The sequence below is a fragment of the Parafrankia sp. EAN1pec genome (assembly GCF_000018005.1).
GTDB lineage: Bacteria > Actinomycetota > Actinomycetes > Frankiales > Frankiaceae > Parafrankia > Parafrankia soli.
In genome coordinates this window covers 7825810-7851251 of sequence record NC_009921.1, presented here as the reverse complement: position 1 = coordinate 7851251, position 25442 = coordinate 7825810, and the positions used below count along the sequence as shown (strand labels likewise).

Below are 25442 nucleotides of genomic sequence, written 5' to 3'. Positions count from 1 at the left end.
TCCTGCATGGGGCCGCATTGTCCGTTCGTCGACCTGTTGCAGGGATTCCCCGAACCATGCCGATAACACCTGCGATTTCGGCACCGTCCGAGGAGGGGCGCCGATGTGGGAGTCCAGAGCGGGAGTCCAGAGCGGGAGTGCGGGCGGGGGCATGGGGTGAGAGCGCGAGGTCGGATCGGGGGAGGGCTGGCCACCGCTGATCTCCAGCCTGAAGACCCTGCTGGAGACCGGTGATGTCCTCCCGGTCGGCGCGGGCGAGCCGCACCCGGCTCCGGAGATGAGCGTCGAGCCGAGCCCGGCACGGAGGTAGGAGCCGAGTCCGGCGCCCGACTCCGCGCCGGACTCGGCTCCCGAGCCGGTGAGCCGCCGCTGACGGGGAATCGTGTCAGCGGCGGCGTGCGGCGTTGACCGCGAGGACCGCCACCGGCGGGATCACCATCGAGGCCAGCATCATGCCCATCGCCACCGGGACGGAGTAGAGCCGCACCACCGCGCCCGCCAGCACGAACAGGGCCAGGCACAGCGCCATCGAGACCAGGTACCTGCGCCGTGCCCGCCGGCCGGGACCCCGCGTGGGGTAGTCCTCGTCCGGCCAGGTGGCCCAGGTCGCGGCCCCGCCGGGTGCCTCGTACGGGGGCGGCCCGGCTGGGCCGCCGTCCGGTGTCATGGCCTGGTCGGGCCCCACGACCCACTCGGCGGCGTCGGCTGGTGGGCGCCGGCGCGAGCGTCGCCGCCCGCCGGACGCCCGGCCATCCTCGGGTAGGGGAGCGGCAGTGGCATCGCCCCAGCCACCGGTGGCGGCCCAGCCACCGGCCTCGCCCCATCCGCTGGCGGAGTCCGTGCCCTTGCCTGGCCCCCTCTGATCGGAGGCCCGGCCGGACGCTCCCCGCCGGCCCGGGGCGGCACCCCCCGAGGGGGGTGCCGGGTCATCCGAGGTGCCCCGATTGCCGGAAGCCCCCCGTCCGGGGTTGTCCGCCTGCCCGCCGGGCGACGTGCGCCCGCCCGGGTTCGTTCGTCCGTCGGATCCGGGACGCCCGTCGGCGGGGTGGCGCCCGCCGGGCGCGGCCCGCCCGCCGGGCGGGCGCGCGCCGCCGGAGCGTCCCGGCTGGTCATATGCGTCGAGCAGATGGGCGAGCCACAGATCGTGGGCTCGCCGCATACCGGGGTCGCTCAACACCCGGTACGCCGCGTTCACCCGGAGGAACGCGCGTTGGGATCCGCCGGCGTCCGGATGGGCGCGTTTCACCACGCGCCGATAGGCGGCATGGACCTCCTCGTCCGAAGCCGTGGGTGCGATCCCGAGCACCTCGTACATCGAGGCCCGCAAGTACTGGGCCGACTGGCTTTTTGGCGTATCACGCATGGCGATCACCTCCCGGCGCCCGTTGCAGTGGGGCGTCGCGTCGACCTGTTCCCACCGTAGGCGGGATCTCGCGGGTCGACCGCCGGCGATCGCGGTGAGCGAGACCACGGATGGCCCGAAGGTCGGTCGCCGTCAGCCCGGCTTGGCCGTGACGAAGATCGACGTCGACGGAACGAACTGCCCCCGAAGGGGTCCCCACTGGCCCCACACCCGGTTGTGACCCTCAGGCCATTCCGGCTCGATGACGTCGAGTAGTACCAGGCCGGCGGCGATGATCTCGCGTACGCGGTCGCCCATCGTCCGGTGTGCCTCTATGTAGGTCGGCTCGCCGGTCTCGGAGTGCTCCGTGTACGCCCGGCGGTCGAAGTAACTGTGGAAGACGACTAGCCCATTGGCGTCGGGGGCGTCCGGCAGGCACCACACGAAGGGGTGGGTGGTCGAGAAGACCCAGCGGCCGCCGGGCCGCAGGGCCCGGGCGACCTCCCGCATCAGCGCCGCACTGTCGGTGACGAACGGGACGGCGCCGAACGCCGAACAGGCGATGTCGACGCTCTCCGAGCGCACCGGCAGCGTGATCGCGTCGGCCTGGAACAGCGGAACCGACACTCCGGTGCGGTCGTTCAGCGCGCGCGCCTGCGCGAGCTGGCCCGCCGACAGGTCGGTGGCGACGACGGTCGCGCCCTGCCCGGCCAGCCACCGCGAGCACTGCGCCCCGCCGCAGCCGACCTCCAGGACCACCCGGCCGGCAACGTCCCCGAGCAGCCGCGCCTCGGACTCGCGCAGCCCCTCCGGGCTCCAGCAGAAGTCGACGTCGCCCAGGAAGTCGCCGTGCTCGGCGTAGTAGGAGGGGGCTTCGGAATCCCAGTAGTGCCGGTTCGCGGCGCGGGCGCCGGCGGAGTCGATCTCGGTGTACCCGTACGCGGGCCGGGCGCCCTGCTCGTCGTGCCCGTCCCCGTCGTGCTCACCGTGCTCGCAGTGCTCACCGTGCTCATCGTGCTCGTGGTGCCCAGCGTGGGCGCCGTGCTCGGCGCTGTCGTTCTCGCGGGCGTCGATCTCGGAGGTGGAGATGTTCACGACGGCCATGCTCGCATCGCGTCCCGACAGCTCACGGGGCGGTGTGGGTGACGGCGGCGCCGATCACCGCCCGGTCCTCCGCGATGCTCACCGGGGTGTAGACCACCGTGCCGGTGCCGTCCCGGTCGACCAGCCGGCCCCGCCGGCTCTCGCCGACGAGGCGGGCCCGGCCCTCCAGGGAGCCGAGGCCGACCTCGCGGTCCGCCGGCCCGAACGGGCCAGTCCCGGCCAGGCCCGCCTGCTCCGGAGCCTGGGTGGCGTACACGCGGACCACCGATCCGGGCACGGTCGTCCAGCGCAGCACGGTGCCACCGAGCGTCTCCCGCGCCTCCAGGTCGACGACGGCGCGCGGCCTGGCGATCACGCGGGCGGTGACCTCGGCGCAGGCCGCCGGGCGCAGCCCGTCCGACTCCTCGCCGGCTGCCACCCACACGCGGTAGCGGTAGACCGCGCCCGTCTGCACGTCGCTGTCGACGAAGGCCCCGCCGAAGCCGCGGTACCGTCGCATCGCCCCGCGCATCGATGACGTCTCGTCGTGCGTCCGCTCGATGATCACCTCGTCGCGGCCGGGGACGGGACGCCAGGACAGCGCGACGGCGTCGTCCGTCATGTCGGCGCGCAGCGCGGTCACCGGCGGCAGCACCACCCGGGCGGGGCTCCGGGCCGGCGCCGACCGGGCACCGCCGCCGGCGCTCGGTCCGACCGCGACGACCTCGTGCCACACCTGGACACCCTTGGGTACCCCGGCGTCGAACCACTCGGTCGAGGTGGTGCTGGCGAGACTGCGCTCGCGCCGCCCGCCGCCGGCCGAGGCATCCGGGACCACCCGGATCACCCGGTAGGTCTCGGCGCCCGGCGAGGGCTCCCAGGTGATCAGCAGCGCGCCGTCCTGCTCGACGACGGAGACCCCGGCGGGCGGCGGCGGCGCGCTGACCGGCCCGCCCGCGTCGACAGCCCCGTCCGCGTCGCCATGGCCCGCCGCCTCGTCGTGCCCGTCGGTCTCGGGGGCGGCGGGTCCGCCGGGATGGACGGGCCGAACGCTGGCGAGGGTCGTCGGGGCCTCGGGATCGACGCGGGGTACTGCCCCGGCCGGGCCGGTCGGTCGGAACTGACCGCTGCCGAACTCCGGCTCGCCCTCCAGCGTGCCCGGCACCCGCCAGGATCCGACGCCGCCCTGGCCGCCCGCATCGCCCGCGCGGGCCTGCCAGCCCAGCCCGTCCGCCCGCACCACCGGACGGCCGCCCCGGTTCCCGAGCACGGCGGTACCGGTCGCGGCCACACTGCCGGTGGACGGGCCACCACTACCGCCGCCCGCGGCCATCCCGTTGATGATCAGTGTATCGAGCATCGACCGGGCGGCCCCGGCCGGCAGCCGTCGCTCCGGCTCCTTCTCCAGCAGTCCGGTCAGGACGTCCGCCAGCGGACCGGCGAGCCGCATCGGCGTCGGCGGGTGCAGCAGCACCGAGGCGAGCATCGCGCCGAAACTCTCCCGCTCGAACGGCGGGCGGCCCTCGACGGCGAAGTACAGCGTCCCCCCGAGACTGAACATGTCGGCCTCGAAGGTGGCCGGAGCGTTGTTCAGCCGCTCGGGCGCCATGTACAGCGGGGTGCCGAGTACTCCGGTCACGGTGAGAGTCGGATCGCCGTCGCCGGTGGCGATTCCGAAGTCGGTGAGCACCACGCGTCCGTCCGTGCCGATCAGAACGTTGGACGGTTTCACGTCCCGGTGCACGATTCCCTGGGCGCGGGCGGCGAGCAGCGCGTCGATCATCGCGATGCCGATCCGGGCGACCTCGGGCACCGGCATCGGCCCGTCGTCCCGCACCACCTCGAACAGCGACCTGGACGGGACGAGCTCCATCACGATCCACGGCAGGCCGTCCTCGAGGACGACGTCCAGGATGGTCACCACATGCGGGTGGCCGCGCAGCTTGGCCGCGTGCCGCGCCTCGCGCAGCGCCCGCTCGACCCGTTCGGCGCGCTCGTAGTCGGGCACGCCACCGGCGAACTCGATCTCCTTGAGCGCCGCCTCGGTCTCCAGGACCTGGTCGAAGGCGCGCCAGACGGTTCCCATCGCACCGGCTCCGAGCCGTGCCACCAGCCGGTAACGACCGGCTACGACCCGTGCGCCATCCGGACCGACCGCCACCTGACCCCCTCGGCCGCACCCATCGCCCGGAGCCAGCATCTCAGGCCGGCGCCCGGACCGGGACGCGAGGACACATCGTAGACATCTCACGGCCTTGACACCGCGCCGGCGGACCACAGCGGGCGGGTGGTCCGCCGCCGGCAGCCGACTGTTACTTATGAGTAGCCGCCGTGCAGCCGCAACGACTGGGGCGACGACGAGTCGTCACAGGTTGAGGTCGAGAATCCGTACCGGATGGGCGGCCCACCGCTGCGGTGCCGCGGTCGCGATGACCGCGCCGTCGGGACGGTCGGGGGTGGGCTCGGCGGCGTACCGGCTGTGCGCGAACGCCCACCCGGTCCCACGCGCGACGGCGAGCGCGGCGGGCAGGTCCAGTTCCAGGACGGTGACGGCGGGCAGCCCGGCGATGTGTTCGGCGGTACCCGGCCGGGCCCGGTCCGCTTCTACCAGCGCGCAGGCCGGGGCGTAGAGAAACCAGTCCGGTTCGGTGTGCGCGCGGTGGATCAGGCGGGAGGCCAACGCGTTGCCCTGGCCGGCGGCGACCATGGCCGCGTCGTCGAGGACGACGTGCAGCGCGTCCGTCACCGCGGTCCTGCCTCGCCCAGGCGGCGATCCAGCTCGGCGTCCAGGGCCGCGGTCTCGTCCGCGGTGGGGTCGTAGCCGTTCCACTCCCGCAGCGCGGCGCGGGCCTGCTCCGCCCGCGCCGCCCGCTCCGCCGGTGTCAGCAGCGTCTGCGCGAGGCGTGCCAGGTAGGCGCGCAGGGACAGGCCCTCCGCCGCGGCCACCTCGGCGAGCCGGTCCCGGGCCTCAGCGGGGATACGAACATTGGCGTCGGCCACGCCGGACCCCTCTCCCACTCACGTCTCCCGAACGGATACGGGTACGTAAACGTACCCGCAATCCGTCCGACGGCGGTAGGGGCCACGGTGCGCGGCAAGGCTCAGCCGGAGTAGGGATTACGCAGCGTCATGGGTTTGCGTGCGAGGTCGAGTGCCGGCTGAGGGAAGCGGGTGCCGGCCGTGTAGTAGCGGGCCCGGGTTCGGCCGACCGGTTCCAGGAGCTGGGCGGTCGTGAGGTCGCGCAGGTCGCGTTGCGCCTGCTGCAGGCTCAGGCTCTCGGCCTGCTCGTAGCGTGAGCGGCGGACCCGCCCGGCCATGGCCACATCGTGCAGGGCGCTCACCACACGCTCGTCCAGACCGGTGCTCTCGGTGAATTCCGCGAGCGCCCCCCATACCCGCCCGGAGCGGTCGAGCCGGCCCTGAACGGTCTGGGCCTGCTGGTGGTAGGCGGTCAGATTGAACCGGATCCAGCTGGAGACGTCCTGGTCGGGAAGGTACGTCGCGCCCCGGTCGCTGAGCTCGCGGTAGTACTCCCAGGTGTTACCGGGCCGGCCGAGCCACGCCTCGACGGACGAGAACTCCGGGGCCAGGACACCTTCGCGGGCGATCATGAGCGTCTGCAGCGAACGGGACATCCGGCCGTTCCCGTCAGCCCAGGGGTGGATGGACACCAGGTGCAGGTGAGCCATTGCTGCCCGTACCAGTGGATGGGCGCCGTCGGCGGCGTTGAGCCAGCCGATGAGCTCGTTCATCAGCGCGGGGACGCCCTCGGCGCCCGGGGCTGTATAGGCCGCGATGCTGGGGTCGCGGGCATCGGTGACGTAGACCGGGCCCCGGCGCCACTGCCCGGCCGGCTTGCGCACGGTGTGCCGGTGACCCTGCAGCATCCAGTGCAGCGCGTTGAGCAGCCCTTTGCTGTAGCTGAAGTCCTCGGCGTCGTGGAGCGTCTGGATATACGTCATCATCCGCTGATAGGCGAGAGTCTCCTCGCGGTTCTCGTCCGAGACTTCGACATCCCGCTCGCCGGTCATCAGATCCTGGACGTCGATCGTGGACACCTTGAAACCCTCGATGGAGTTCGAGGCCGCGACGGCATCGGCGGTCAGGAACTTCCGGAGCCCGTCAGTCCATTTCGGCGATGTGGTCTGGATCTGGTGCCGCAGCGCATCCCGCAGGCCGTCGATCTCGCCGAGCACCTGATCGTCGGCGGGCCCGAGGGTCGGAGTGGGATAAAGCATGCATCAACGATAGATTGATACAGTCATCACGTCGAGCGAGTCGGGGTAACCCGCGTGGCGTGGCCTGCCGCTCAGCTGTCAGACGGCGCGGGGCAGCGTGATCCGGCCGTGCGCGGTGAGCGTCTCCAGCGCTTGCAGCGTGACGAGACCGCGCCACTCGACGGACTGTCCCGGTGACCAGCCGAGCCAGTCGAACGTCCAGCCGCCGTCGTCGCGCTGTCCCTTTTCCAGGAGGTCGAGATCAGCCTGGATCTGGTCGTCCGTGAAGAGAGCACGGCTGCGCCTGCCTGGCTTCGGTGACAGGGCGAGAGGGGTGATCCGCTCGTTCTCGGTTCCGCCGGGAACAGAGATGGAGCCGTCAGGCTCGATCCGGGGGCGCAGATCCTCGATCACCGCGGCGGCGCGGGCCGGCTCGGGAACCTGGTCGAGGAAGCCGAGGGCGAACTTCAGCAGGTAGCCGCTCAGCTCGTCCGGGCTCTTCAACGTCGCCCAGCACCACTCGGTCGCGTGCCGCAGCCAGGGTTCGTGGGAACCCGCCTGCCACAGCGCACCCGCGATCCCGAACGTGAGCTGCGACCCGCCCTCGGTGGGCACCATCCAGGGCGCGTGCGGATACGCCGCGGCGGCGGGCAGGACGAACGGAACGCCACCATCTGGATCCGCGATGGTCGCGATCCAGACGGCGGCTTCGGCGACCATCGGATGGTCGAGCTCACCGAGCGCGGTGAGCACCTCCAGCGCGTGCAGCGTGGCGGTCGGTTCGCTGCCGGGGGCGCGGACGTCGGGCTCGAGCGCGTGACCGAAGCCGCCATCAGGGTTTCGGTAGGCACGCAACGCGTCGAGGACGGGCGTCACGGGAGCGTCGTGCAGCAGCACGGCCAGCAGGTGACGATCCAGCAGGCGGGCGTTGGCCAGCATGAACCGTTCGGCGGACTCGACGTCAACAGGCATGGCCGCCACGCTAGGCAGCGCTCAGCGCGGCGTCTTTCAGAAATCGGACCGGTGTGCTGCCGGTCAGCCGACGCACCTCGTCGTTCATGTGCGCCTGGCTCGCGTAGCCGGCCCTCAACGCGCGGGACGACAGCGAATCGTCGCGGAGCCCCACCAGACGGCGCAGACGGGCGACCCGGGCGAGCATCTTGGGCCCGTAGCCCACAGCGGCGAGGGTGCGGCGGTGGAGCTGACGCTCGCCGACCCCGAGTTCGGCGGCGACATCCGCCACGCGGGCCCCGGGCACGGCGAGCCTGCGCGCGGCCGCGGCCACCAGCACGTCCGGTCGTGCGTCGCGTCGGCCGACCGCGTCGGCCAGCAGCTCCAGCCGCCGCGCGGGTGCGGCGACGGGGAGGGCCTGCTGTAGTCCCACAGCCTGCTCACCCCACACGGACGCCGCGTCGACCTGCCGGTCGCGCAGCTCCGACGCCGGCACCCCCACAACCGCGCCGGCCGCGGAGCAGCGCAGGCGGATGCCCGACGACCGGGCGTGCCCCGGCAGGCTCACCCCGCGAGGACCCGTGTCGGCGCCGACGATCACCAGCTCCCGCTCGGACAACCAGATCAGGTCCATGCAACCGTCGGGCACCACCAGCTGTGTGTGGCCCTCGTCCGACTCGTGCTCCCACGTGCAGGCCACCACAGGCCTCAGACCGGCCGGCGGCTGGTACTCGCGATAGGTAACCGACATCCCCAGCACCGTACCAACGAAGGCCCGGCGGGCTGCCGCGCGCGGGCCGGCCGGATTCCGAGTTCGGCTTATAGGTGCGGACCGTACAGGGGGCGATGGAGTTGATCTGGCTGATCGTCCAGCCGGGGGTGCCCTTCGTTGTCGGTGTCGGGCAGCGTGCCGGTGTCCTGGGAGCCGACGAAGTCCAGGTCGTCCGCATCGTCGTCCAGCAGGTCCCACAGCCGCGCCCGGTAACTGGAATTGTCCGGCGTTCCGACCCCGTAGGTGATCGAGTCACCCAGCGGCAGGACCCGCAGCGCCAGGCCCTCCAGCCGCGCTGTTTCCCCGCGAGGTAGATATTCGCGATACCGGTGAACCATTCTGCGAAGACAATGCGCGCCGCCCGGACGAAGAGCATTACTCCCACGATGATGAAACTGACCAGGGGCGCCACCCACCACTCCGCATCGGTGTGCACCTCACCCGGATCGATCGTGATCGTCAGCTTGGAGTCCGTCACGGCAAGGGAGCCGTCGAAGTCCTGCCACATCGTCGGAATCATCCAGGTCATCGAGGCAGCTGATGGCGTGGTGGACAGGGTCTGGTCGGCTCTCTTCGAGGCGCTGAAGAACGCCGTGCCGCCGTTGAGCCTGCTACGAAGATCTTCTTCGTGCCCTGCGAATCCTGGCCGTATTCATCTGCCCGGCACCCGGGCTGCATCCGGAAGTCCTCGCACACGCGCTGAGGCCACTCGGTGAGGACGTCCGGGGCTATCTGACCGACCAGACCAAGGAGTACCTCGGCGAGGTGTTCGTCGAGTGGCGAGTCGGAGATAGCCATCAGGGACGCGGTCCGGGAGACAGGACTTCCTGATCGTAGCTACCTCGGTCGCCGCTCCGGTTCAGGAACCGCGGTTTCAGGCGGACCCTCGATGCTCGGTCGGTCGCCTGGAGGCGAGGGCATCTCGTGCGGGGTGCCGGGCGGGCCCGCCATCACGACTGCTACGGCGCTCGCCAGCAGACAGGCCGTCGCGATTTCGGTCAGGACGGGTAGCGGTGCGCCGAAGCCGGCGAGCCGGGCGAGTACGAGACCGCCCGCCGCGCCGACGGCGGCCGCTAGAACAGCGGTTAGGGCGCGCCGTCCGTGGGCCGGGGCGAGGGCGTGGGCGCAGGCCGCGGCGACCCCGCCCGCGCCGACCGGCCCGGTGACGCCGGCCGCGACACCGGCCGCGGCGGCCCCGAGCAGGGCGGCGCCCGTCAGGCCCACCGCGGCCAACAGCAGCAGGAGAAACCACACCGGCAGCGCCGCGGAACTCGGTCGTTCGGCAGGATCCCGCTGCCAGCCGGAGCCGGGCCGGCTGGGGAAACTCGGCTGGCTGGGGGAGTTGAGCTGGCTGGGGGAGTCGGGCGGCGCCGCGGAACCGGAGGTGGGGAGAACGGCGGGTGGGACGGGACGACCGCGGGGGTCGGGAATGCGCGCGATGACGGGAGGTGGGTTGGTGCCCGGCCCGATCGAGATCGTCGCCCGGGTCCGGTCGGCGTCTGCCTCGGAGCCGGACCCGGGGTCGGGGTCGGGGTCGGAGCGGGCTGTCCGGCTTTCGTCGGCCGACCCCGCTCGCCGGCCGTCGCCGGTCAGCATGGTGAGGAGGTCCTGGGCGTCGGGGCGGTCGTGTGGCGACTTGTCCAGGGCGGCGCGGATCGGCCCGAGCAGGCGCTCGGGGATGTCGCTCAGGTCGGGCCGCGTGGAGCTGATGTGCAGCGCGACGATCTCCTGGGTGTCGCCGCGGAAGAGCCGGCGGCCGGTCGCGGCGAACCCGACGCAGAGGGCCCAGGCGTGGACGTCCGCCGCGGGTCCCGCGGTCTGCCCGCGGATCTGCTCCGGTGCCATCCAGGCGACGGTGCCGACGACCTCACCGGCCCGGGTGTAACCGCTGTAGTCGGCGGAGCGGGCCACCCCGAAGTCGATGACCTTCGGGCCGGACCAGGACATCACGATGTTCGCCGGTTTGAGGTCGCGGTGCACCACCCCGGCCTGGTGGATGGCGACGAGCGCCTGGGCCAGCCCGACGGCGAGCGTGTCGAGCTGGCGGTCTACCAGCGGGCAGCCGTCGCTCACCGCCGCGTTCAGGCTCGGGCCCTGCACGTACTCGGTGGCCAGCCACGGCTGCGGGCCGTTCACCTCGGCGTTGATGACCCGGGCGACGGTGGGGCCGCGCACCCCCCGCGCTGCGGACACCTCGGCCCGGAACCGGGCGCGGAACTCCGGGTCGGTGGCGTGCTGCGGGTTCGGGACCTTCACCGCGACCGGCTGGTCGTCGGGGCTGAACCCGAGGTAGACGATGCCCATCCCGCCGGCGCCGATCCGGTTGTACAGCCGGTAGGGGCCGATGGCGCGGGGGTCGGAGTCGGTCAGCGGGCTCAGCACGGCCCACCCCCGCGCGGCCGGAGCCGGGCCGCCGCCGTCACGGCCACGGCCGCGGTCGCCGTCGCCGTCGGCGTCACTGCCACCGCCGCGCCGCTACCGGCCACAGTCGGGCCCGCGGCGAAACTCGAGCTGGTAGTACTCGGCGGCGGCCGGATGCAGCGGGACGTAGCAGAACAGCGGGCTTTCGTAGACGGTCAGCGCGTCCGGGACGTGGCGGGCGGCGGGGTTGTCGCCCCACAGCGCCCGCTCGTATTCGGCCGGATCGGCGAAGAGGTCGGCCGTCGCCCGCCGGACCAGCGCCGGATCGGCCTGTTCGTGCGCCAGGACGCCGTTGGGCAGCGAGACGGTGTCCACGTCGCTCATTCCCGGGTAGTCCTGTGGCCCGAGATGCCCCGGGGGGAAGACCGTTCCGGAGAAGTACCGCCCAGACGGGTGGTAGACCTTCTCCCAGTCCGCGGTGATCGCGTCGCGGAACTGCCCCAGGTTGAGGACCTGTAGTTTCGCGCCGTTGGCGAGCTCGGTCCGGATGCGCTCGGTGCCGGCGCCCCCGGCCCAGAACACCGCGTCCACGGCGCCGGCGACCAGCAGCCGCAGCCCGTCGTCGATGGAGGCGTCCTCCAGTCGGGGGGTGCACGTGCTCGGCAGGCCGACGCGGAGGAGCACATCACCGATCTGGCGAGTGCCCGAGTTCTGCGGCCCGGCGGCGATGGTCCGGTCGCAGAGGTCGGTGAAGGTTCGCACGTCCGCGCCGGTGCCGGGCGGGCTGCCCCCGGGCGCGCGGACGATCACGTGGAGGAGGTCGTCGTGGGCGGGCCCGAGCGTGCGCAGCCCCTCGACGAGGTGGCCGCCCCGCTGGGGCGAGAACTGGTTGACCGCCGACCCGGCGTCCACGGTCGTGCCGAGCTGGGCCAGCGCCAGCGAGCACGTCCGGTACTGCTGTTCCTCCAGGTGGTAGATGTTCTCCGCGGAGCCGCCGGTCGGGACGACCTCGACGTCCCAGTGCTCGGGCGCGGCCTGCAGCCGGGTGCGCAGCACCCGCGCGAACCGGTTGTAGGGCGATCCCACCTGGCCGGTGAAGATCTTCACGTCGTGGCAGGACGTCGCCTGCCGCCCCGGCGGCCAGGCCGTGCCCGGCGGGTCGTCGCGGGCGGTCAGTCCGAGGCCGATCGCCACCGCGGCGGAGAGCGCCACAAGGCCGACGACCGTGACCCGCTGCAGGGTCGTCAGCGTTGCGCCCGACTGGCCGCGCCCCGACCGGCCGAGCCTGGATTCCGTGGGCAACCCTCGTCCTTCCGCGTCCGATCGCGTCTGCTGAGCCCGCGACGACCCGAAATCGCGCCGTCCGTCGTCCTCCGCGTACTGTTCGTTGCCGAACAACGGCGGGCGCCCGCCCGGCGTGGCCGGCGGCCACGCGATTTCCGGGGACGCCGCGAGTTGTCCCCGGAGAACGACCGTCCGTACCCGACACTGTCCGGAGCGGACACGTCCGAACCGGACGCCGAAACGTTGCGCCGCAGGCTATCGACCGGCGATTAACCGGCAGTCAACAGCCGGGTCCGGGTCCTGTCCCGCGCTTTGGGTGTCGAACACCGGACACCTGGTCACAGCGCGTCGCACTGGTGGGACATCCCAGACATACCGGGGCGCCAATGGTGATCACAAGGTGGTGATCAGGGCGCTGTCAGCCACAGCTGGACCCCGTCGACGTCCGCCGGCCCGGCGCCGGCCAGGCCGGTCACCAGCCGGGCGAGCTCGTCCCGGTTCGCGCTCGGGCCGAGGATCACCGCGGCGGGCGCGAGCCGGTCGAAGGCGGCCTGCACGGCGGGATCGGCCAGCGCGGCCGCCGCGTCCGACCGGCCCTGCTCGACCGCGACCAGCGCGCCGTTGAGCGGGTCGGTCCACGCGTTGAAGACGGCGCGCCCGTCCGGGCCCGGGACGGTGCAGTAGCAGCCCGGGAGCCGGAACCGGTAGCCCGCCTCGGCCTGCCAGAGCATCGCCTCGGTGCGGGCCGGATAGGGGTAGGGCAGCACCAGCGCCGTCGATCCCTCGGGAACCGCGCGGACGGCGTCGCCGGTGAAGAAGGCGGGCGTGGCGGCCGGTGTCGCCACGTGGCTGCGCGGCACGAGCGGCGCCAGCATCACCGCGGTGAGCAGCACGAGCCCGGCCCGGGTGACCGGCCGCGGGAACCGGGCGGACGCGGCGACGCGGGTCAGGCCCACCGCGAGGACGATCGCCACGGACATCGCCAGATACAGCGCGAGCCGGGACGGGAGCGCGCTGCTGATCACCGGGAGGTTCTCCAGCGGCAGCCAGGGCAGGCGGATGCCGGTGACCCGTCCGTCCACGTGCAGGTGGCCGCCCAGGGAGAGCAGCGCCGTCACCGCGCCGAGCGGGGCGAACACCGCCACCAGCGGCTCGCGGCGGAACCGGACGGCGATCGCGGCCACCCCGAGCAGCAGGGGAAGCCCGAGGTAGCCGGTCACCTCGACCGCGTTGCCGGTGAAACGCAGGCTGTGCCGCAGCGCCACGTCGGGTGCGATCCGCTGGGCTGGGGTCGGCGTGACGAAGGTCAGCAGATCGGACACCGCGACGTTGTGCGGCTGGATGTTGCCGTGGACCCGCTGGTCGCCGAGGAACTGCGCGGTCAGCGGCCAGGCGAGCAGCGTCCCGGCCGTCGTGCCGCAGGCCGCCAGGCCCCGCAGCAGCGCACCCGCCCGCGCGCGGACGGCGGCGCGGTGGGCCAGCCCGGCGATGGCGAGCCCGAGCGCGCCGAGCAGCGCGGCGGTGGCCAGCACCTCCTCGCTGATCATGGCCTGGGCAGCGACCGCCAGGCCGAGCAGCACGCCGGTGCGCCCCGGTGGGCGCCGGCGCACGATCAGGTCGTCGAGCAGGAGCAGCAGCAGCGGCGGGAAGACCGCGAAGGTGAGATGCAGATGCCCGTACGACTCGCCGACCATGTACGGGCCGAAGCCGTAGAGCAGGCCGGCGACGGCGGCCGGCGGCGCCGGCACCCAGCGCCGCAGCACCCAGAACAGGGCGAACGCGGAGAGCGCCGGCGCCAGTGTCAGCAGCAGGGTGAGCGAGACGACGGGGCCGAACAGCGCGGTCACCGGCGCGGTCACCAGCCCGAGCAGCGGGACGGGCGTGCTCCACAGGATGTTCGTGCCGGTCGGGGCGTTCAGGTACGAGGTGACGAACGGGTCGATGCCTGCGGACAGGGCGTGCGGGACCCAGCCCAGGTACCACGCGAACAGCACCGAGTCGCTGTAGCCGTAAACCACGCCGCCGGGATCGGCCCACGCGGCACGGAAGACGGCGACAGCGAGCGCGAGGTACCCCGCGAGGACCGCCGCCGGGACCAGGCCCGCGCGGCCCAGCGGGCGCCGGCGGCGCCGCTGACGTCGGTGCCGGTGACTCGGCCGCGGCCCGTCCCGCCGCGCACCGGCGGGGACGGGATCAGCGGGGACGGGATCAGGGGGGAGGGGATCCGCGGGGAGGGGGTCGCTCGGCTCGGCGGGGTCAGCGGGATCCGCCGCGGTGCCGGTTGTCCGCACGGTTCCCCCTCGCTGCGCGCCGTCGCGCCACCCGGGGCCGGGCGCGCCCCCGGCCCGGGAGCGATCTACCGCGACCAGACCCGGTTATGCGCGCATCGTGCCGGTGCGTGCTGGTCTGACCCTAGCCGGCCGGCGCGCGATCTTTGTCGCCACGTGTGACGTTCTACGGGCGCAAAGACACTTCTGGCTACCCCCGTTCAGGTATCGGCCATGCCAAAGTCACGTGGGGTGACCGTTCCTCGGTGGGTGCTCCCGGGCCGCGCCCATCGGTCATCGGGCTACTCGCCCGTCTCGTCAGGGTGTGCGCCGGCCTGCTCGCCGCCGCGGGGCCCCGCGGCGTGCCACTCGGCGACCAGGGCCGGCCACCTGCGGTAACGCGCGACCGCGTACCGGGGCGAGACGACGCCGCGGGGGTCGAACACCGCGACCGGGTAGCCCAGCTGCGCCCGGTAGCCGCGCTCGGCGACGACCACCCGCCCGCCGAGCCGCGCCACGCCGATCACGCAGGGGCATCTCGTCCACCGGGGCAGCCGTGCCGTCACCAGCAGGGACGGATCACGCCAGGCGTAGAGGCCGCACACGCAGTCGTCGCCCGGCAGGCGGTCGTGCTGCTCCTGCCCGGAATCGTCGGTGCGCAGGCAGTGCGCCTGGGTCAGGCCGTCCGGGCGCCACAGCAGGAACTCGGGCGGGAACGGTGACCAGGGGGTCCAGGCGGGGCGCAGCAGGCCGTCGGAGTCGACCGCCCACTGGCGCCACCCGAGCAGGCTCACCGCGGGAGCGGCACGCGGCCGTCCTGCCCCGCCAGCCCGGTGGGGGCCGGCTCCTTCTCCGGTTCGGCCGGTGCCGGTGCCGGTGGTGCGGTTGCCGGTGGCGCGGGGACCGGTGCGGGAGCCGTCAGCGGCTCCTGTTCCGGGAATCCGATCGGTTCGTCCTCGACGATGCGTTCCGGCTTGCCGACGTCGCCCATCAGACGACGGTCCTCCGGGATTCCCGCTGGGGTCAATGCCCCGATTTGCCTGTCTCGCCGGGGCGAGTGGGCTACCCGGGACCCCCGGCGCGGGGCCCCGTGGGGCGCTTCGACCTAGGCTGACCGTATGAAGGTTCGCATCGGTGTCGGGTTCGCCGCCGTCCCCGGCCGGGAGTTCGCCGCCCGGGTCGACACGGCCGAGGCACTCGGTGTGGATTCGTTGTGGCTTTCCGAGCAGCTCTCCGCCGCGAGCGTCGACCCGCTCGCCGGCATGGCGTACGCCCTGGGCCGCACCAGCTCGATCAAGGTGGGCACCGGGGTCGCCGTTCTCCCCGGCCGCAACCCCGTCCTGCTGGCCAAGCAGCTGGCCACCATGGCCGCGCTGGCGCCGCGGCGGGTCCTGCCGGTGCTCGGGCTCGGGCCGGCCCGCCCGTCCGAGCGTGACGCCTTCCCGGTGCCGGCCGGGCGGCGCGGCGCGGTGTTCGACGAGGCGCTCCAGCTCCTGCGCCGGATGCTCGCCGAGGAGACGGTGACCTTCCACGGCGAGTTCTTCGACGTCACCGACATCGGGATCGGGGACCGCCCGGACCGTCCGCTCGACATCTGGCTCGGCGGGGCCGCGCCGGCCGCGCTGCGCCGCATCGGTCGGTACGGGGACGGCTGGCTGGCCAGTCTGGTCGACCCCGCCGAGGCCGCCGCGGGCATCGCCGCGATCAACACGGCCGCCGCGCAGGCCGGGCGCGAGGTCGATCCGGAGCACCACGGGCTGAGCCTGCGGATCGCGTTCGGGGAGGTTCCCGGGGCGACGGCGGCGGCGCTGCGGGGGCGGCGTCCCGAGCGCGATCCCGCCGACCTCGTCCCGCGCGGGTGGGCGGAGGCGCGCGAGCTCGTCGCCCGGTATGTGGACGCCGGGGTGAGCAAGTTCGTCGTGTACCCGCTGATCGACTCCGCCGGCTGGCCGGAGTTCCTCGAGGGGTTCGCCCGCGAGCTCATGCCGTTGGAGACCTGACCGGCTCCCTGAGCAGCGCGGTCAGGTGATGGAGACACCGCCGTCGACGACGAGGGTCTGTCCGGTGACGTAGCCGCCGGCGTCGGAGGCGAGGAAGACCAGCGCGGCGGTCAGCTCCTCAAGGTCGCCGAAGCGGCCGGCGAGGATCCGTGCCGACTGGCTCTCCAGGTACCCGGGCAGGTACTGGTCGGTCATCTCGGACTCGAAGAACCCGGGGGCCAGGGCGTTCACGCGGATCCCGCGCCGGCCCGTCCACTGCTGGGCGAGGTCGCGGGTCAGCCCGAGCAGGGCCGCCTTACTGGCCGAATAGGCGGCCTGCGGGAGGCCGGCCGTCGTCAGGCCGAGCACGCTGGAGATGTTGATGATGCTGCTGCCCGGCTGCATGACGGCCGCGGCGGCCTGGGCCATCCAGTAGCAGCCGTTGAGGTTGACGTCGATGACCGAGCGGAACTGCTCCGGGGTCTCCCGCAGCGCCGGGTGGGCCGAACCGACCCCGGCGTTGTTGACCAGGATGTCGACCCGCCCGAAGGTGTCCATGGCGGCCGTGACGAGGTTCCGGCACGACTCCGGGTCGGCCACGTCGGTGCCGACGGCGGCGGCCCGGCGGCCTTCCGCCTCGACCAGCGCGGCGGTCGCGGCGAGCCGGTCGGTGCGCCGGGCACCGAGAGTGACGTCCGCGCCGGCCTGGGCGAGCCCGCGGGCGAAGCCGACGCCGATCCCCGACGAGGCCCCGGTGACGATGGCGACCCTGCCGTCGAGGCGGAATCTGTCCAATACCGACATCTGTTCTCCGCCTTCGTGTGACCGGCGATGACATACCCGGACGGACGGCGCGTGCCCGCTGGGTGAGCTCGGCGCACGCGTCCCGGATCTCAGGATTCTCGGCTCCGCGGCGACCGGCCGCGACTGGTCCGCGTACGAGCGATCGGGACGGGGCACAAAGAGGAGGACGGAGCCCGGATCACGTGGTACGGGCAGGTCCCCGCATGCGGGCGACCGAAGGGACGGCGGGTCGGATGCGTGAACCACGAGCGTTCGACAAAATCAGGTCTCTTCGGTACTTCCCCTTTCTGGTGTTTCCCATCACAATCGTGGCCACCATCCTCGGCGGTAACTCGACCGGGACGGCGCCGGCGGAGGAGGAACCGTGGAGCAGGCTGAGGGACGTCGAGTCGCCGCGCGGACAACGACGGGAAGTCATGTGATCGTGGGCCTACGCGCGGGTGACGCCGGAGATCTCGCCGATGTCCTGCTCGCGGCGGAGCTCGCGGCGCGGATGGGTTCCTGCTTAGTCGTGGTCGCCGTGCGTGACCGATGGACGCGATGGGCCCGGTGGTCGGCCGGGATGTACGGAGCCTTCGGCATGGAGGGCGTGGCCTATGCCTCCCGCAGCGCCGAGCAGGAGGTCGACGACGAGTTCCAGCAGCGCGTCGCCGATGTCGTGGGCCTGGTGAACGTCGACTGGACGCTGGAGTGGGTCAGCGGCTCCTGCGAGCGGGCGGCCCTGCGCTACGCCCGCCGGAACCCCACCGCCCTGGTCATGTTCCGGCCCCCGTCGGCCCGGTAGCCGCGCCCGTTCAGCCTTCGTTCAACGGCCGCCGGCGACGTCCAGGATCGCGCCGGTCGTGTAGGACGCGGCCGACGAGCACAGCCAGGCCACGGCCTGGGCGACCTCGTCGGCGGTGCCCACGCGGCCGATCGGGATGCTGCCCGCCATCCGGGCGGGCCGCCCCGGGTCCCCGCTGCTGGTGTGGATGTCGGTGGCGATGATCCCCGGGCGCACCGCGTTGACCCGCACGCCCTCGCCCGCGACCTCCCTGGCCAGGCCGAGGGTCAGCGTGTCGATCGCGCCCTTGCTCGCCGCGTAGTCGACGTACAGCCCCGGGCTGCCGAGCCTGGCCGCCGCCGACGACATGTTGACGATCGACCCGCCGGTGCCGCCGTGCCGGGTCGACATCCGGCGGACGGCCTCCCCGGCGCACAGGATCGACGAGACCGTGTTGACGGTGAACATCCGGGTCAGCCGGCCGGCGGTCATCTCGTCCACCCGCATCTGGCGGTCGACGATCCCGGCGTTGTTCACCAGGACGGTGAGCGGGCCGAGGCGGTCGGCCGCGGTGAAGACCCCGGGGATCTGTTCCGGATCGGCCAGGTCCGCGGCGACGGCGGCGGCCCCGGCCGGCGTGCCGCGGGCCCGCGCGGCGGCCTCGCACTCCCGGACAACCTCCTGCGCGGCGGCCTCGTCCGAACGGTAGGTGACGCAGACCGTCCACCCGGCCCGCGCCAGCAGGCGGGCGCAGGCGGCGCCGATGCCCCGGCTGCCCCCGGTCACGACGGCGACCCCCCTGCCCGCGTCCGACTGCTCCGGCTGAGTCATCGCGGTCATCACGACCCTCCCGATCAGCCGGGGATCTCCCCGGCGGCCCCGGCCTGCGTTCCGGGGCCCATTTTCCATCGGGGCGGGGCTCGTGCCCGCCGCTCAGGCGGCGGAGCGGGCCAGCAGACGGCGGCGGCGCGGCCGCGGGACCGGCGCGGTGAGGGCAGGCGCCGGAACGACGGGAGTGGGGACGGGGATGGGGGCGGAGGCGCCGCCGGCGATGACGCGGTAGGCCCGGACGTCCCCGACCCGTCCCTTCACCGGCCGCGGGTCGAGGGGGACGACGACGTCGGCGGGCAGCGCCGCCGCGGTCGCGGCGCTCACGATCGTGACACCCGCCTCCGCCATCGCCTGGAGCCGCTGCGCGAGGTTCATCGTGTCCCCGACCAGCGTGTACTCCCGGTGCGCGTCGCAGCCCAGCAGGGCCGCCGCGACCTCGCCGGTGGAGACCCCGATGCCCAGCCCGAACGGCTCCAGCCGGCGCCTGGTCCACCGCTCGTCCAGGCCGCGTTGGCGCCGGTGCATCGCGGCCGCGGCGCGCACCGCACGCTCGCGGTGGTCACTGGTCGGGTCCGGCGCGCCGAAGACAGCGATCACCGCGTCCCCGGCGTACTGCAGGACGGTGCCGCCCTCGGCGAGGATCGCCGCGTTCATCTCCCGGCGGTGCTCGTCGAGCTGGTGCGCCAGCACCATCGGGTCGGTGCGCTGCGCGATGCCCGAGTAGCCGCGGACGTCCGACATGAGCACGGTGACATCAAGGCGTTCGGCGCGGCTCGCGGCGGTGGCATCGTCGCGCAGCTTCTGCGCCAGGCCGCTGGGGAGCAGCCTGGTCAGGGCGACGTCCTGTTCCTCACGCTTCATCAGCGCCTCGTGCAGCATGCGCAGGCGGCGCAGCGCGCCGGCCTGGCCCGAGCTCGCGCCCTGCGCGAGCCGCAGCAGCAGCGCGTCGATCGCCGCGTTGACGGCGGCCGGGGTGTCGCCGTGGTCGGCGGCGATGGCGGCCACGGGGCGCCCGTGGGCGACGTCGCGCAGCAGCTCCTCCTGCTCGCGGGTCAGCGTCCCGGCCTCGCGGACGGGCGTTATCACCGCGGCGACGATGTCCGGGTCCAGCATGGAGCCGCCGCCGGCGACCTCGCGGATGGCGCGCGCCAGCAGGTCGGGGTCGGCGACCCGCTCCTTGAGCAGGTAGGCGTAGCCGGACAGGCCGTCACGCAGCAGTGTGATCGCGTAGTCGGGCTCGTCGTACTGGGAGAGCAGCACGATGCCTGTCGCCGGGCTCGCCGCCCGGATGCGCTGGGCCGCCCGGACCCCCTCGTCGGTGAAGTCCGGCGGCATCCGGATGTCGGTGACGACGACCCTGGGGCGCAGCCGCGCGGCGGCGCGGACCAGCTCGTCGTGGTCAGCGGCGACACCGATGACCGCGATGTCGGCGACGCGGGAGAGCAGCGCCCGCACGCCCTCCCGGACGATCAGGTTGTCGTCGGCGAGCAGCACGGTGATCGCTCCGGTGCTCCCGGTCACGTCCGTTGGTCGGTGGCTGCCTGTTTTGTGGCCTGGTGTGGTGTCGCCCGCCGTGCCGTTGCGCGCCATGGCTCCATTCAGCCCGGTTCGCCTACACCGTCGCCAGCAGGCCAGGGTCACCCGCGCGGGGGTGCTGGCACCACCTTCGGCGGGCCGACTGCCCCCACCGGCGACGGCTCGCAGGGGCCCGGCAGGGTCCTGGCCTGGGTTTTCGCGGCTTAGATCGGCCCTCGGCGCCTGCCGGGCGTGCCGGGGCCGCCCGTTGGGCCCGAACCGAGCCGTACCAAGGCCGGGGCGGTGACCCCATCGCGATCGGGGGGCTGGCACCACTGCCTTTCCGGGCCGAAACGCCGACACTCTGACAGGTCGCGGCCCACGCCCGTCGAGGCCGCGCACAGCCGGGGACGGCGGCGCCCGGGAACTGTCGGACCTGTCGGCGACACTCAGGGCGTCGTGTCCGTGGCGCCCAGCGTCATCGGTCGTCCGGCGGTAACGGTTGCCGAGCGAAATCGGTTGCCGTGTGGCGTTGGTTTGCCGAGTGTTGGTCTACGGGGGCGGCTGCCAGGTGTCACGTCCGGTGCGGTGGGCCCGTCCTTGTGGCGGGTCCGGAACGCGTCGACGAGGAGGGGAAACATGGTCGGGGCTCCTTCGGCCGCGCTGCCACGGCAGCGACCCGCGGCCGTACCGGTGGCGTTGCCTGGGCTGATTCCCTTCACGCCACCACCAGCCGCCGCGTCCGCGCGCCGCGCCGGCGCGGCGCACGCCGGCGCGCCGCCCGGCCTGGGTGACGCGCCGCCCGCCGGGGCGGGGGCCGTGGCCTGGCTCGCCCGCGTCGGGTCGTGGCCCTCGCACGCCTTCGAGCGGGTGCGCCCGCGGTGGGCGGGAGCGCGGCTCGGCCTGCTCGCCTACACGGTGGGCCAGGTCATCCTGCTCGGGCTGCTCTACGTCGGCTACAGCCTGAGCCGGCACCTGGCTACCGGCCGCGAGCCCGACGCACTCGGGCACGCTGTTGACGTCTGGCGGCTGGAGCGGTTCCTGCGCCTGCCCGACGAGGCCTCGCTGCAGGGCGTCGCGCTGGCGCACCAGTGGCTGCCGCACGGGGCGAACTGGTACTACGTCGGCGTCCACTTCCCGGCGGCTATCCTGCTGCTGGTGTGGGTGTTCGCCCGGCACCGCGACCACTGGCGCCGAGTCCGCAACGTGATCATCCTGGCGACGGGCGCCGGCCTGGGGATCCACCTGCTCTACCCGCTCGCGCCGCCGCGTTTCCTCCCACGGGTCGACTCGTCGGTCGGCCTGGTCGACACCGGCATGCTCTTCGGGCCGTCACCGTACGGGAAGGGCAGCGGCGGGGTCGCCAACCAGTACGCCGCGATGCCCAGTCTGCACGTGGGGTGGGCGATCCTCGAGGCGTGGGCGGTGGTCACCATCCTGCGCCACCGGATGCGCTGGCTCGCGGTGATCCAGCCGCTGGCGACCGTCGCCGTGGTCGTGCTGACCGCCAACCACTTCTGGCTGGACGGCATCGTGGGCGGCACCCTGGTCGCGGGCGCGGTGCTGCTCGTCGGCCGCCGTCGCCCGGTGCCGGAGCAGCCCGCCCTGGTGAGCCTCGGGTTCCGGCCGGCCGTGGCCCCGCGGCCGGCCGCATCCGCGGGGTCCGCGGAGGTCTCGGCTGTGTCCCCGGGTGTCTCGGCGGTGCCTCCGGCGGTCGTGCCCTTGGCGGTCGTGCCCGCGGAGCCGGCAGTGCCCACGCAGTCATCAGCGCCCGTGGAGCCGGCGGTACCTGCGGAGCCGGCAGTGCCGCCCCAGCACGGGCTCGAGAGCCCCGGAACCGGGAATGCCCCGGGGGACAGGCCGACTGCGCACGCCGATCCCGTGTCGGCCGTTACGTAGCGTGATACGGCCGTGGGAGTCCCGCGGCCACCCGCATCTTCGGAGGCAGTGTGGAGACCGTCGACGTCGTGATCGTCGGGGTGGGGCTGGCCGGGCTCTCACATCCTGACCGTGCCACCAGTTCCCGGGCACCTGGGCACGCTGACCTCGGCACCTGCTGACATGATCGTGGCACGGTCCGACTGATACCCGTTCGCGGTCGAACGTCCCGTGCCCTCCGGGCTACCATGTGTCATTGCGTGACACGTCGTTCACGATCTGGGGGTAGTCGTTGGCGGGCTATGCCGACGTGCCGCCCGGCAGTCTGCTGGACGCCGCGCCGGACGCGATCGTCGGCGTGCGCCCGGACGGGCGGATCGCGCTGGTGAACGCGCAGGCCGAGCGGCTCTTCGGGTACGACCGGGACGAGCTCGTCGGGCAACCGATGGAGATCCTCGTCCCGGAGGCGTTGCGCGGGGCGCACCCGGCCCGCCGCGGCGCGTACCTCTCCGACCCGCGGCCGCGGCCGATGGGCGCGGGCGTGGAGCTCGCCGCGCGCCGCCGGGACGGCACGGAGTTCCCCGCCGAGATCTCGCTGTCGGCCGTCCAGACCGTCGAGGGCATCTTCGTCACGGCCGCGATCCGGGACGTGACGAGCCGCAAGCGGGCCGAGGCCATGTTCCGCGGCCTGCTGGAGGCGGCGCCGGACGCGATCGTCGGCGTGCGCCCGGACGGGCGGATCGCGCTGGTGAACGCGCAGGCCGAGCGGCTCTTCGGGTACGACCGGGACGAGCTCGTCGGGCAACCGATGGAGATCCTCGTCCCCGAGTCGGCGCGGCACCTGCACCCGCGGCACCGCACCCGCTACTTCGACGATCCGCGGCCGCGGCCGATGGGCGCGGGGATGCAGCTCGCCGCGCGCCGCCGGGACGGCACGGAGTTCCCCGCCGAGATCTCCCTGTCCGCGCTGGAGACCGAGGACGGGCTGCTCGTCTCGGCCGCGATCCGGGACGTCACCGACCGGCTGGAGGCGCAGGCGGAGCGCGAGCGGCTGCGGGCCCAAGCGGAGCGGGAACGGCTCGAGGTACAGCTGCACCAGTCGCAGCGGCTGGAGAGCCTCGGCCAGCTCGCCGGCGGCGTGGCACACGACTTCAACAATCTGCTCGCAGTGATCATCAACTACACGGCCTTCGTCGGTGAGGTCGTCGGAACCGCCGCCAGGGACCAGGGCGGCCGGTGGGAGTCCGCCCGCCGCGACATCGAGCAGGTCCAGCGGGCGGCCGACCGGGCCGCCCAGCTCACCCACCAGCTGCTCGCCTTCGGCCGGCGCGAGGTGGTCCAGCCGCGCCCGCTGGACCTCAACGGGGTCGTCCACGACATGGAGCAGTTGCTGCGCCGCACCCTCGGCGAGCATGTGGAGCTGCACACCTCCGCCCACCCGGGCCTGTGGACGGTGCTGGCCGACGTGGGCCAGATCGAGCAGGTGCTGGTGAACCTCGCCGTCAACGCGCGGGACGCGATGCCCGGTGGCGGCACGCTCACCATCGACACCTCGAACGTGAGCGTCGACGACGAGACGGCGGCCGCCCACCCGGGGCTGTGCAGCGGGCGCTTCGTGCACCTGCGGGTCAGCGACAGCGGGACGGGCATGTCGCCGGAGGTCGCCGCGCGCGCGTTCGAGCCGTTCTTCACGACCAAGACGAAGGGCGAGGGCTCCGGGCTCGGCCTGGCCACCGTCTACGGGATCATCACCCAGGCGGGCGGGCACGTGGAGATCCTGTCGACGGCCAACGTCGGCACCACCGTCAGCGCGCTGCTGCCGGCCGTCGACGGCGCCGTCCCGGCGGCTGAGGAGCAGCTCGCCGACGGTGAGCTGTTCGGCGGCGAGACGATCATGGTGGTCGAGGACGAGCCGGCCATGCGCGAGCTCACCCGTCGCATCCTTGCCCGCAATGGCTACCAGGTGATCATCGCGGCGAGCGGGCCCGAGGCGATCTCGCTGGCGTCGACGACGCGGGAGGAGATCCACCTGCTGCTGACCGACGTGGTCATGCCGCAGCTGCTCGGCAGCGAGGTCGCCGAGCGGATCCGCCAGCAGCGGCAGGACCTGCGCGTCCTCTACATGTCCGGGTACGCCCAGCCCGTGCTTGCCCGGAACGGGACGCTCGCCCCGGGGCTTGCCCTGCTGACCAAGCCGTTCTCCGAGCGGGTGCTGCTGTCGAAGGTGCGGGAGGTTCTGGATTCCCTCAGCGGCCCTTTCTCCCCGCACGGCGCGCCGCCCTGGCCCCGCGACAGCTGACGGCGCCTACCCGCCCGCCTGGGACGGCGCCCGCGGCAGCCGCACCGCCGCGGACCACGCGCTGGTGACCGCGTCCGGGCTCAGCCGGGCGCCGAGGACGTCCGCGACCTGCCGCAGCCGCTCCAGCCGGCCCGCCGTCGCGGCGTCGGGGCGGAAGCCGTCGGCGTAGGCGACTCGCAGGGCCAGCTCGACATGCTCGGCACTGCTCCGCACCGCCACCAGCGCACGCGCCGGGCGCTCCAGCGGGTCGCTCTCCTGCAGCAGGAGCTGGACGGTCGCCAGCACGACGGTGACCTCCGCGAGCGCGGGCGGGGCGACGTCGATGTCCAGGCTGGTGTAGAGCCGGTCGACGAGGACCCCCTCCACCCGCTGGGTCAGGCCGAGCTCGAGCATCTGCCGGGGGCCGTTGCCGGTGCGGAACGGCGGCTGGGGCCGGTGCAGCGCGGCGGCGGCGTCGCGCAGGCGGGTCTCGATCTGGGTGATCTGCGCGGCGGCCTCGGCCGGCAGGCCCCGGCGCAGGCTCGCCAGCGACAGCAGGATGCCGGTGAGCTCCTGCATCGGCCCGTCGTGCAGCTCCTCGACGAGGGCCCGGTTCGCGCGCTCCTGGAGCGCGATCATGAGGAACATCAGACGGTCGGCGACACGCGCGTCGCCGGCCGTCCCGGACTGGGTCATCCGGTCCGCCGCCGGCGCCCACCGCCCGGCGGGTCGCCGTCGACCGTGGGCCGGCCCGAGAGCCTGTTCACCGCGTCGAGCAGGTCGTCCGCCCGGAACGGCTTGAGGAGCACGGCGACGTCGTCCGGCGCCGGGTCGGTGGACGCGCCGCTGAGGATGAGGCACCGGCGCGGCACCAGCGGATCGTCGAGCCGCAGGGCGGCGAGCAGCTCGGTGCCCCGCTCGGCGCCGAGCCGCGTGTCGATGACCAGCGCGTCGAAGTCGAGCGGCCGCAGGGCGAGCGCCTCGGCGACGCCGCCCGCCGTCTCGACGGACCAGCCGCCGTCACACAGCACCCGGGCCGCCAGCAGCCGGATCATCTCCTGGTCGTCGACGACGAGCGCTCGTGGCCGGCCGTGGGTGCGCATCTCGCCTCCGCATG

23 protein-coding genes are annotated in these 25442 nt (G+C 73.5%); 4 read left to right on the top strand and 19 right to left on the bottom strand.

All coding sequences use genetic code 11. From position 1 onward, the window contains the following. Nucleotides 1-385: 385 nt before the first annotated feature. The 14 genes from FRANEAN1_RS32180 to FRANEAN1_RS32115 form a co-directional block, all read right to left on the bottom strand. Nucleotides 386-1363: a DnaJ domain-containing protein gene (locus tag FRANEAN1_RS32180; protein ID WP_020463866.1), complete on the bottom strand. Its 978-nt coding sequence runs from the start codon at nt 1361-1363 to the stop codon at nt 386-388. A gap of 132 nt (nt 1364-1495) precedes the next feature. Further along, the gene (locus FRANEAN1_RS32175; RefSeq protein WP_020463865.1) at nt 1496-2446 is read right to left on the bottom strand and encodes a class I SAM-dependent methyltransferase; all 951 of its coding nucleotides are present in this window, start codon (nt 2444-2446) and stop codon (nt 1496-1498) included. Between the two features lie 22 nt (nt 2447-2468). Further along, a complete protein-coding gene (locus FRANEAN1_RS32170; protein WP_020463864.1) occupies nt 2469-4586 on the bottom strand; it encodes a serine/threonine-protein kinase in 2118 nt (705 codons plus the stop codon). Nucleotides 4587-4790: 204 nt separating this feature from the next. Beyond that, nucleotides 4791-5171 (bottom strand): hypothetical protein, encoded by a 381-nt coding sequence (locus FRANEAN1_RS32165; protein ID WP_020463863.1) that lies wholly within the window; start codon nt 5169-5171, stop codon nt 4791-4793. Beyond that, nucleotides 5168-5425 carry an Arc family DNA-binding protein gene (locus tag FRANEAN1_RS32160; RefSeq protein WP_041255020.1) on the bottom strand — a complete coding sequence of 86 codons (258 nt, stop codon included), beginning with the start codon at nt 5423-5425 and terminating at the stop codon, nt 5168-5170. Before FRANEAN1_RS32160 ends, FRANEAN1_RS32165 begins: the two co-directional genes overlap by 4 nt. A 101-nt stretch (nt 5426-5526) precedes the next feature. Next, nucleotides 5527-6663, bottom strand: a complete 1137-nt coding sequence (locus FRANEAN1_RS32155) for a Fic family protein (protein WP_020463861.1) — start codon at nt 6661-6663, stop codon at nt 5527-5529. A gap of 78 nt (nt 6664-6741) precedes the next feature. After that, entirely contained in the window at nt 6742-7614 is an 873-nt protein-coding gene (locus FRANEAN1_RS32150; RefSeq protein ID WP_020463860.1) for a hypothetical protein, read from the bottom strand. A 10-nt stretch (nt 7615-7624) separates the two neighbouring features. After that, nucleotides 7625-8344 carry a helix-turn-helix domain-containing protein gene (locus tag FRANEAN1_RS32145; protein ID WP_020463859.1) on the bottom strand — a complete coding sequence of 240 codons (720 nt, stop codon included), beginning with the start codon at nt 8342-8344 and terminating at the stop codon, nt 7625-7627. Nucleotides 8345-8412: 68 nt separating this feature from the next. Further along, a complete protein-coding gene (locus tag FRANEAN1_RS32140) occupies nt 8413-8703 on the bottom strand; it encodes a hypothetical protein (protein WP_020463858.1) in 291 nt (96 codons plus the stop codon). A gap of 499 nt (nt 8704-9202) precedes the next feature. Then, complete coding sequence (locus FRANEAN1_RS32135; protein WP_020463857.1) at nt 9203-10747, bottom strand: serine/threonine-protein kinase; 1545 nt, start codon at nt 10745-10747, stop codon at nt 9203-9205. Between the two features lie 93 nt (nt 10748-10840). Then, the gene (locus FRANEAN1_RS32130; RefSeq protein WP_020463856.1) at nt 10841-12028 is read right to left on the bottom strand and encodes a TAXI family TRAP transporter solute-binding subunit; all 1188 of its coding nucleotides are present in this window, start codon (nt 12026-12028) and stop codon (nt 10841-10843) included. Nucleotides 12029-12417: 389 nt separating this feature from the next. After that, nucleotides 12418-14301: a hypothetical protein gene (locus FRANEAN1_RS32125; protein ID WP_020463855.1), complete on the bottom strand. Its 1884-nt coding sequence runs from the start codon at nt 14299-14301 to the stop codon at nt 12418-12420. A 278-nt stretch (nt 14302-14579) separates the two neighbouring features. Then, the gene (locus FRANEAN1_RS32120; protein WP_041255019.1) at nt 14580-15071 is read right to left on the bottom strand and encodes a hypothetical protein; all 492 of its coding nucleotides are present in this window, start codon (nt 15069-15071) and stop codon (nt 14580-14582) included. Next, nucleotides 15068-15268: a hypothetical protein gene (locus FRANEAN1_RS32115; RefSeq protein WP_041255018.1), complete on the bottom strand. Its 201-nt coding sequence runs from the start codon at nt 15266-15268 to the stop codon at nt 15068-15070. Before FRANEAN1_RS32115 ends, FRANEAN1_RS32120 begins: the two co-directional genes overlap by 4 nt. A 127-nt stretch (nt 15269-15395) precedes the next feature. On the opposite strand from FRANEAN1_RS32115, the gene FRANEAN1_RS32110 reads away from it, so the two are divergent. Continuing rightward, complete coding sequence (locus FRANEAN1_RS32110; RefSeq protein ID WP_020463854.1) at nt 15396-16277, top strand: TIGR03854 family LLM class F420-dependent oxidoreductase; 882 nt, start codon at nt 15396-15398, stop codon at nt 16275-16277. 21 nt (nt 16278-16298) lie between these two features. On the opposite strand, the gene FRANEAN1_RS32105 is transcribed toward FRANEAN1_RS32110, so the two are convergent. Then, complete coding sequence (locus FRANEAN1_RS32105) at nt 16299-17060, bottom strand: glucose 1-dehydrogenase (RefSeq protein WP_020463853.1); 762 nt, start codon at nt 17058-17060, stop codon at nt 16299-16301. Between the two features lie 364 nt (nt 17061-17424). On the opposite strand from FRANEAN1_RS32105, the gene FRANEAN1_RS32100 reads away from it, so the two are divergent. After that, nucleotides 17425-17844: a hypothetical protein gene (locus FRANEAN1_RS32100; RefSeq protein ID WP_020463852.1), complete on the top strand. Its 420-nt coding sequence runs from the start codon at nt 17425-17427 to the stop codon at nt 17842-17844. A 21-nt stretch (nt 17845-17865) separates the two neighbouring features. Here the strand turns inward: FRANEAN1_RS32100 and FRANEAN1_RS32095 are convergent, their stop codons facing one another. Then, nucleotides 17866-18654 (bottom strand): SDR family oxidoreductase, encoded by a 789-nt coding sequence (locus FRANEAN1_RS32095; RefSeq protein WP_041256739.1) that lies wholly within the window; start codon nt 18652-18654, stop codon nt 17866-17868. A 102-nt stretch (nt 18655-18756) separates the two neighbouring features. Beyond that, the gene (locus FRANEAN1_RS32090) at nt 18757-20244 is read right to left on the bottom strand and encodes an adenylate/guanylate cyclase domain-containing protein (protein WP_049795805.1); all 1488 of its coding nucleotides are present in this window, start codon (nt 20242-20244) and stop codon (nt 18757-18759) included. 564 nt (nt 20245-20808) lie between these two features. Here FRANEAN1_RS32090 and FRANEAN1_RS32085 point away from each other — a divergent pair. Continuing rightward, nucleotides 20809-22068 carry a phosphatase PAP2 family protein gene (locus FRANEAN1_RS32085; RefSeq protein WP_020463849.1) on the top strand — a complete coding sequence of 420 codons (1260 nt, stop codon included), beginning with the start codon at nt 20809-20811 and terminating at the stop codon, nt 22066-22068. A gap of 271 nt (nt 22069-22339) precedes the next feature. Further along, a complete protein-coding gene (locus FRANEAN1_RS32080; RefSeq protein WP_020463848.1) occupies nt 22340-24346 on the top strand; it encodes a PAS domain-containing hybrid sensor histidine kinase/response regulator in 2007 nt (668 codons plus the stop codon). 6 nt (nt 24347-24352) lie between these two features. Here the strand turns inward: FRANEAN1_RS32080 and FRANEAN1_RS32075 are convergent, their stop codons facing one another. Continuing rightward, nucleotides 24353-25021: a histidine kinase gene (locus FRANEAN1_RS32075; protein ID WP_041255016.1), complete on the bottom strand. Its 669-nt coding sequence runs from the start codon at nt 25019-25021 to the stop codon at nt 24353-24355. Then, nucleotides 25018-25428 carry a response regulator gene (locus FRANEAN1_RS32070; RefSeq protein WP_041255015.1) on the bottom strand — a complete coding sequence of 137 codons (411 nt, stop codon included), beginning with the start codon at nt 25426-25428 and terminating at the stop codon, nt 25018-25020. The genes FRANEAN1_RS32075 and FRANEAN1_RS32070 overlap by 4 nt, the downstream gene beginning before the upstream one ends. Between the last annotated feature and the right edge of the window lie 14 nt (nt 25429-25442).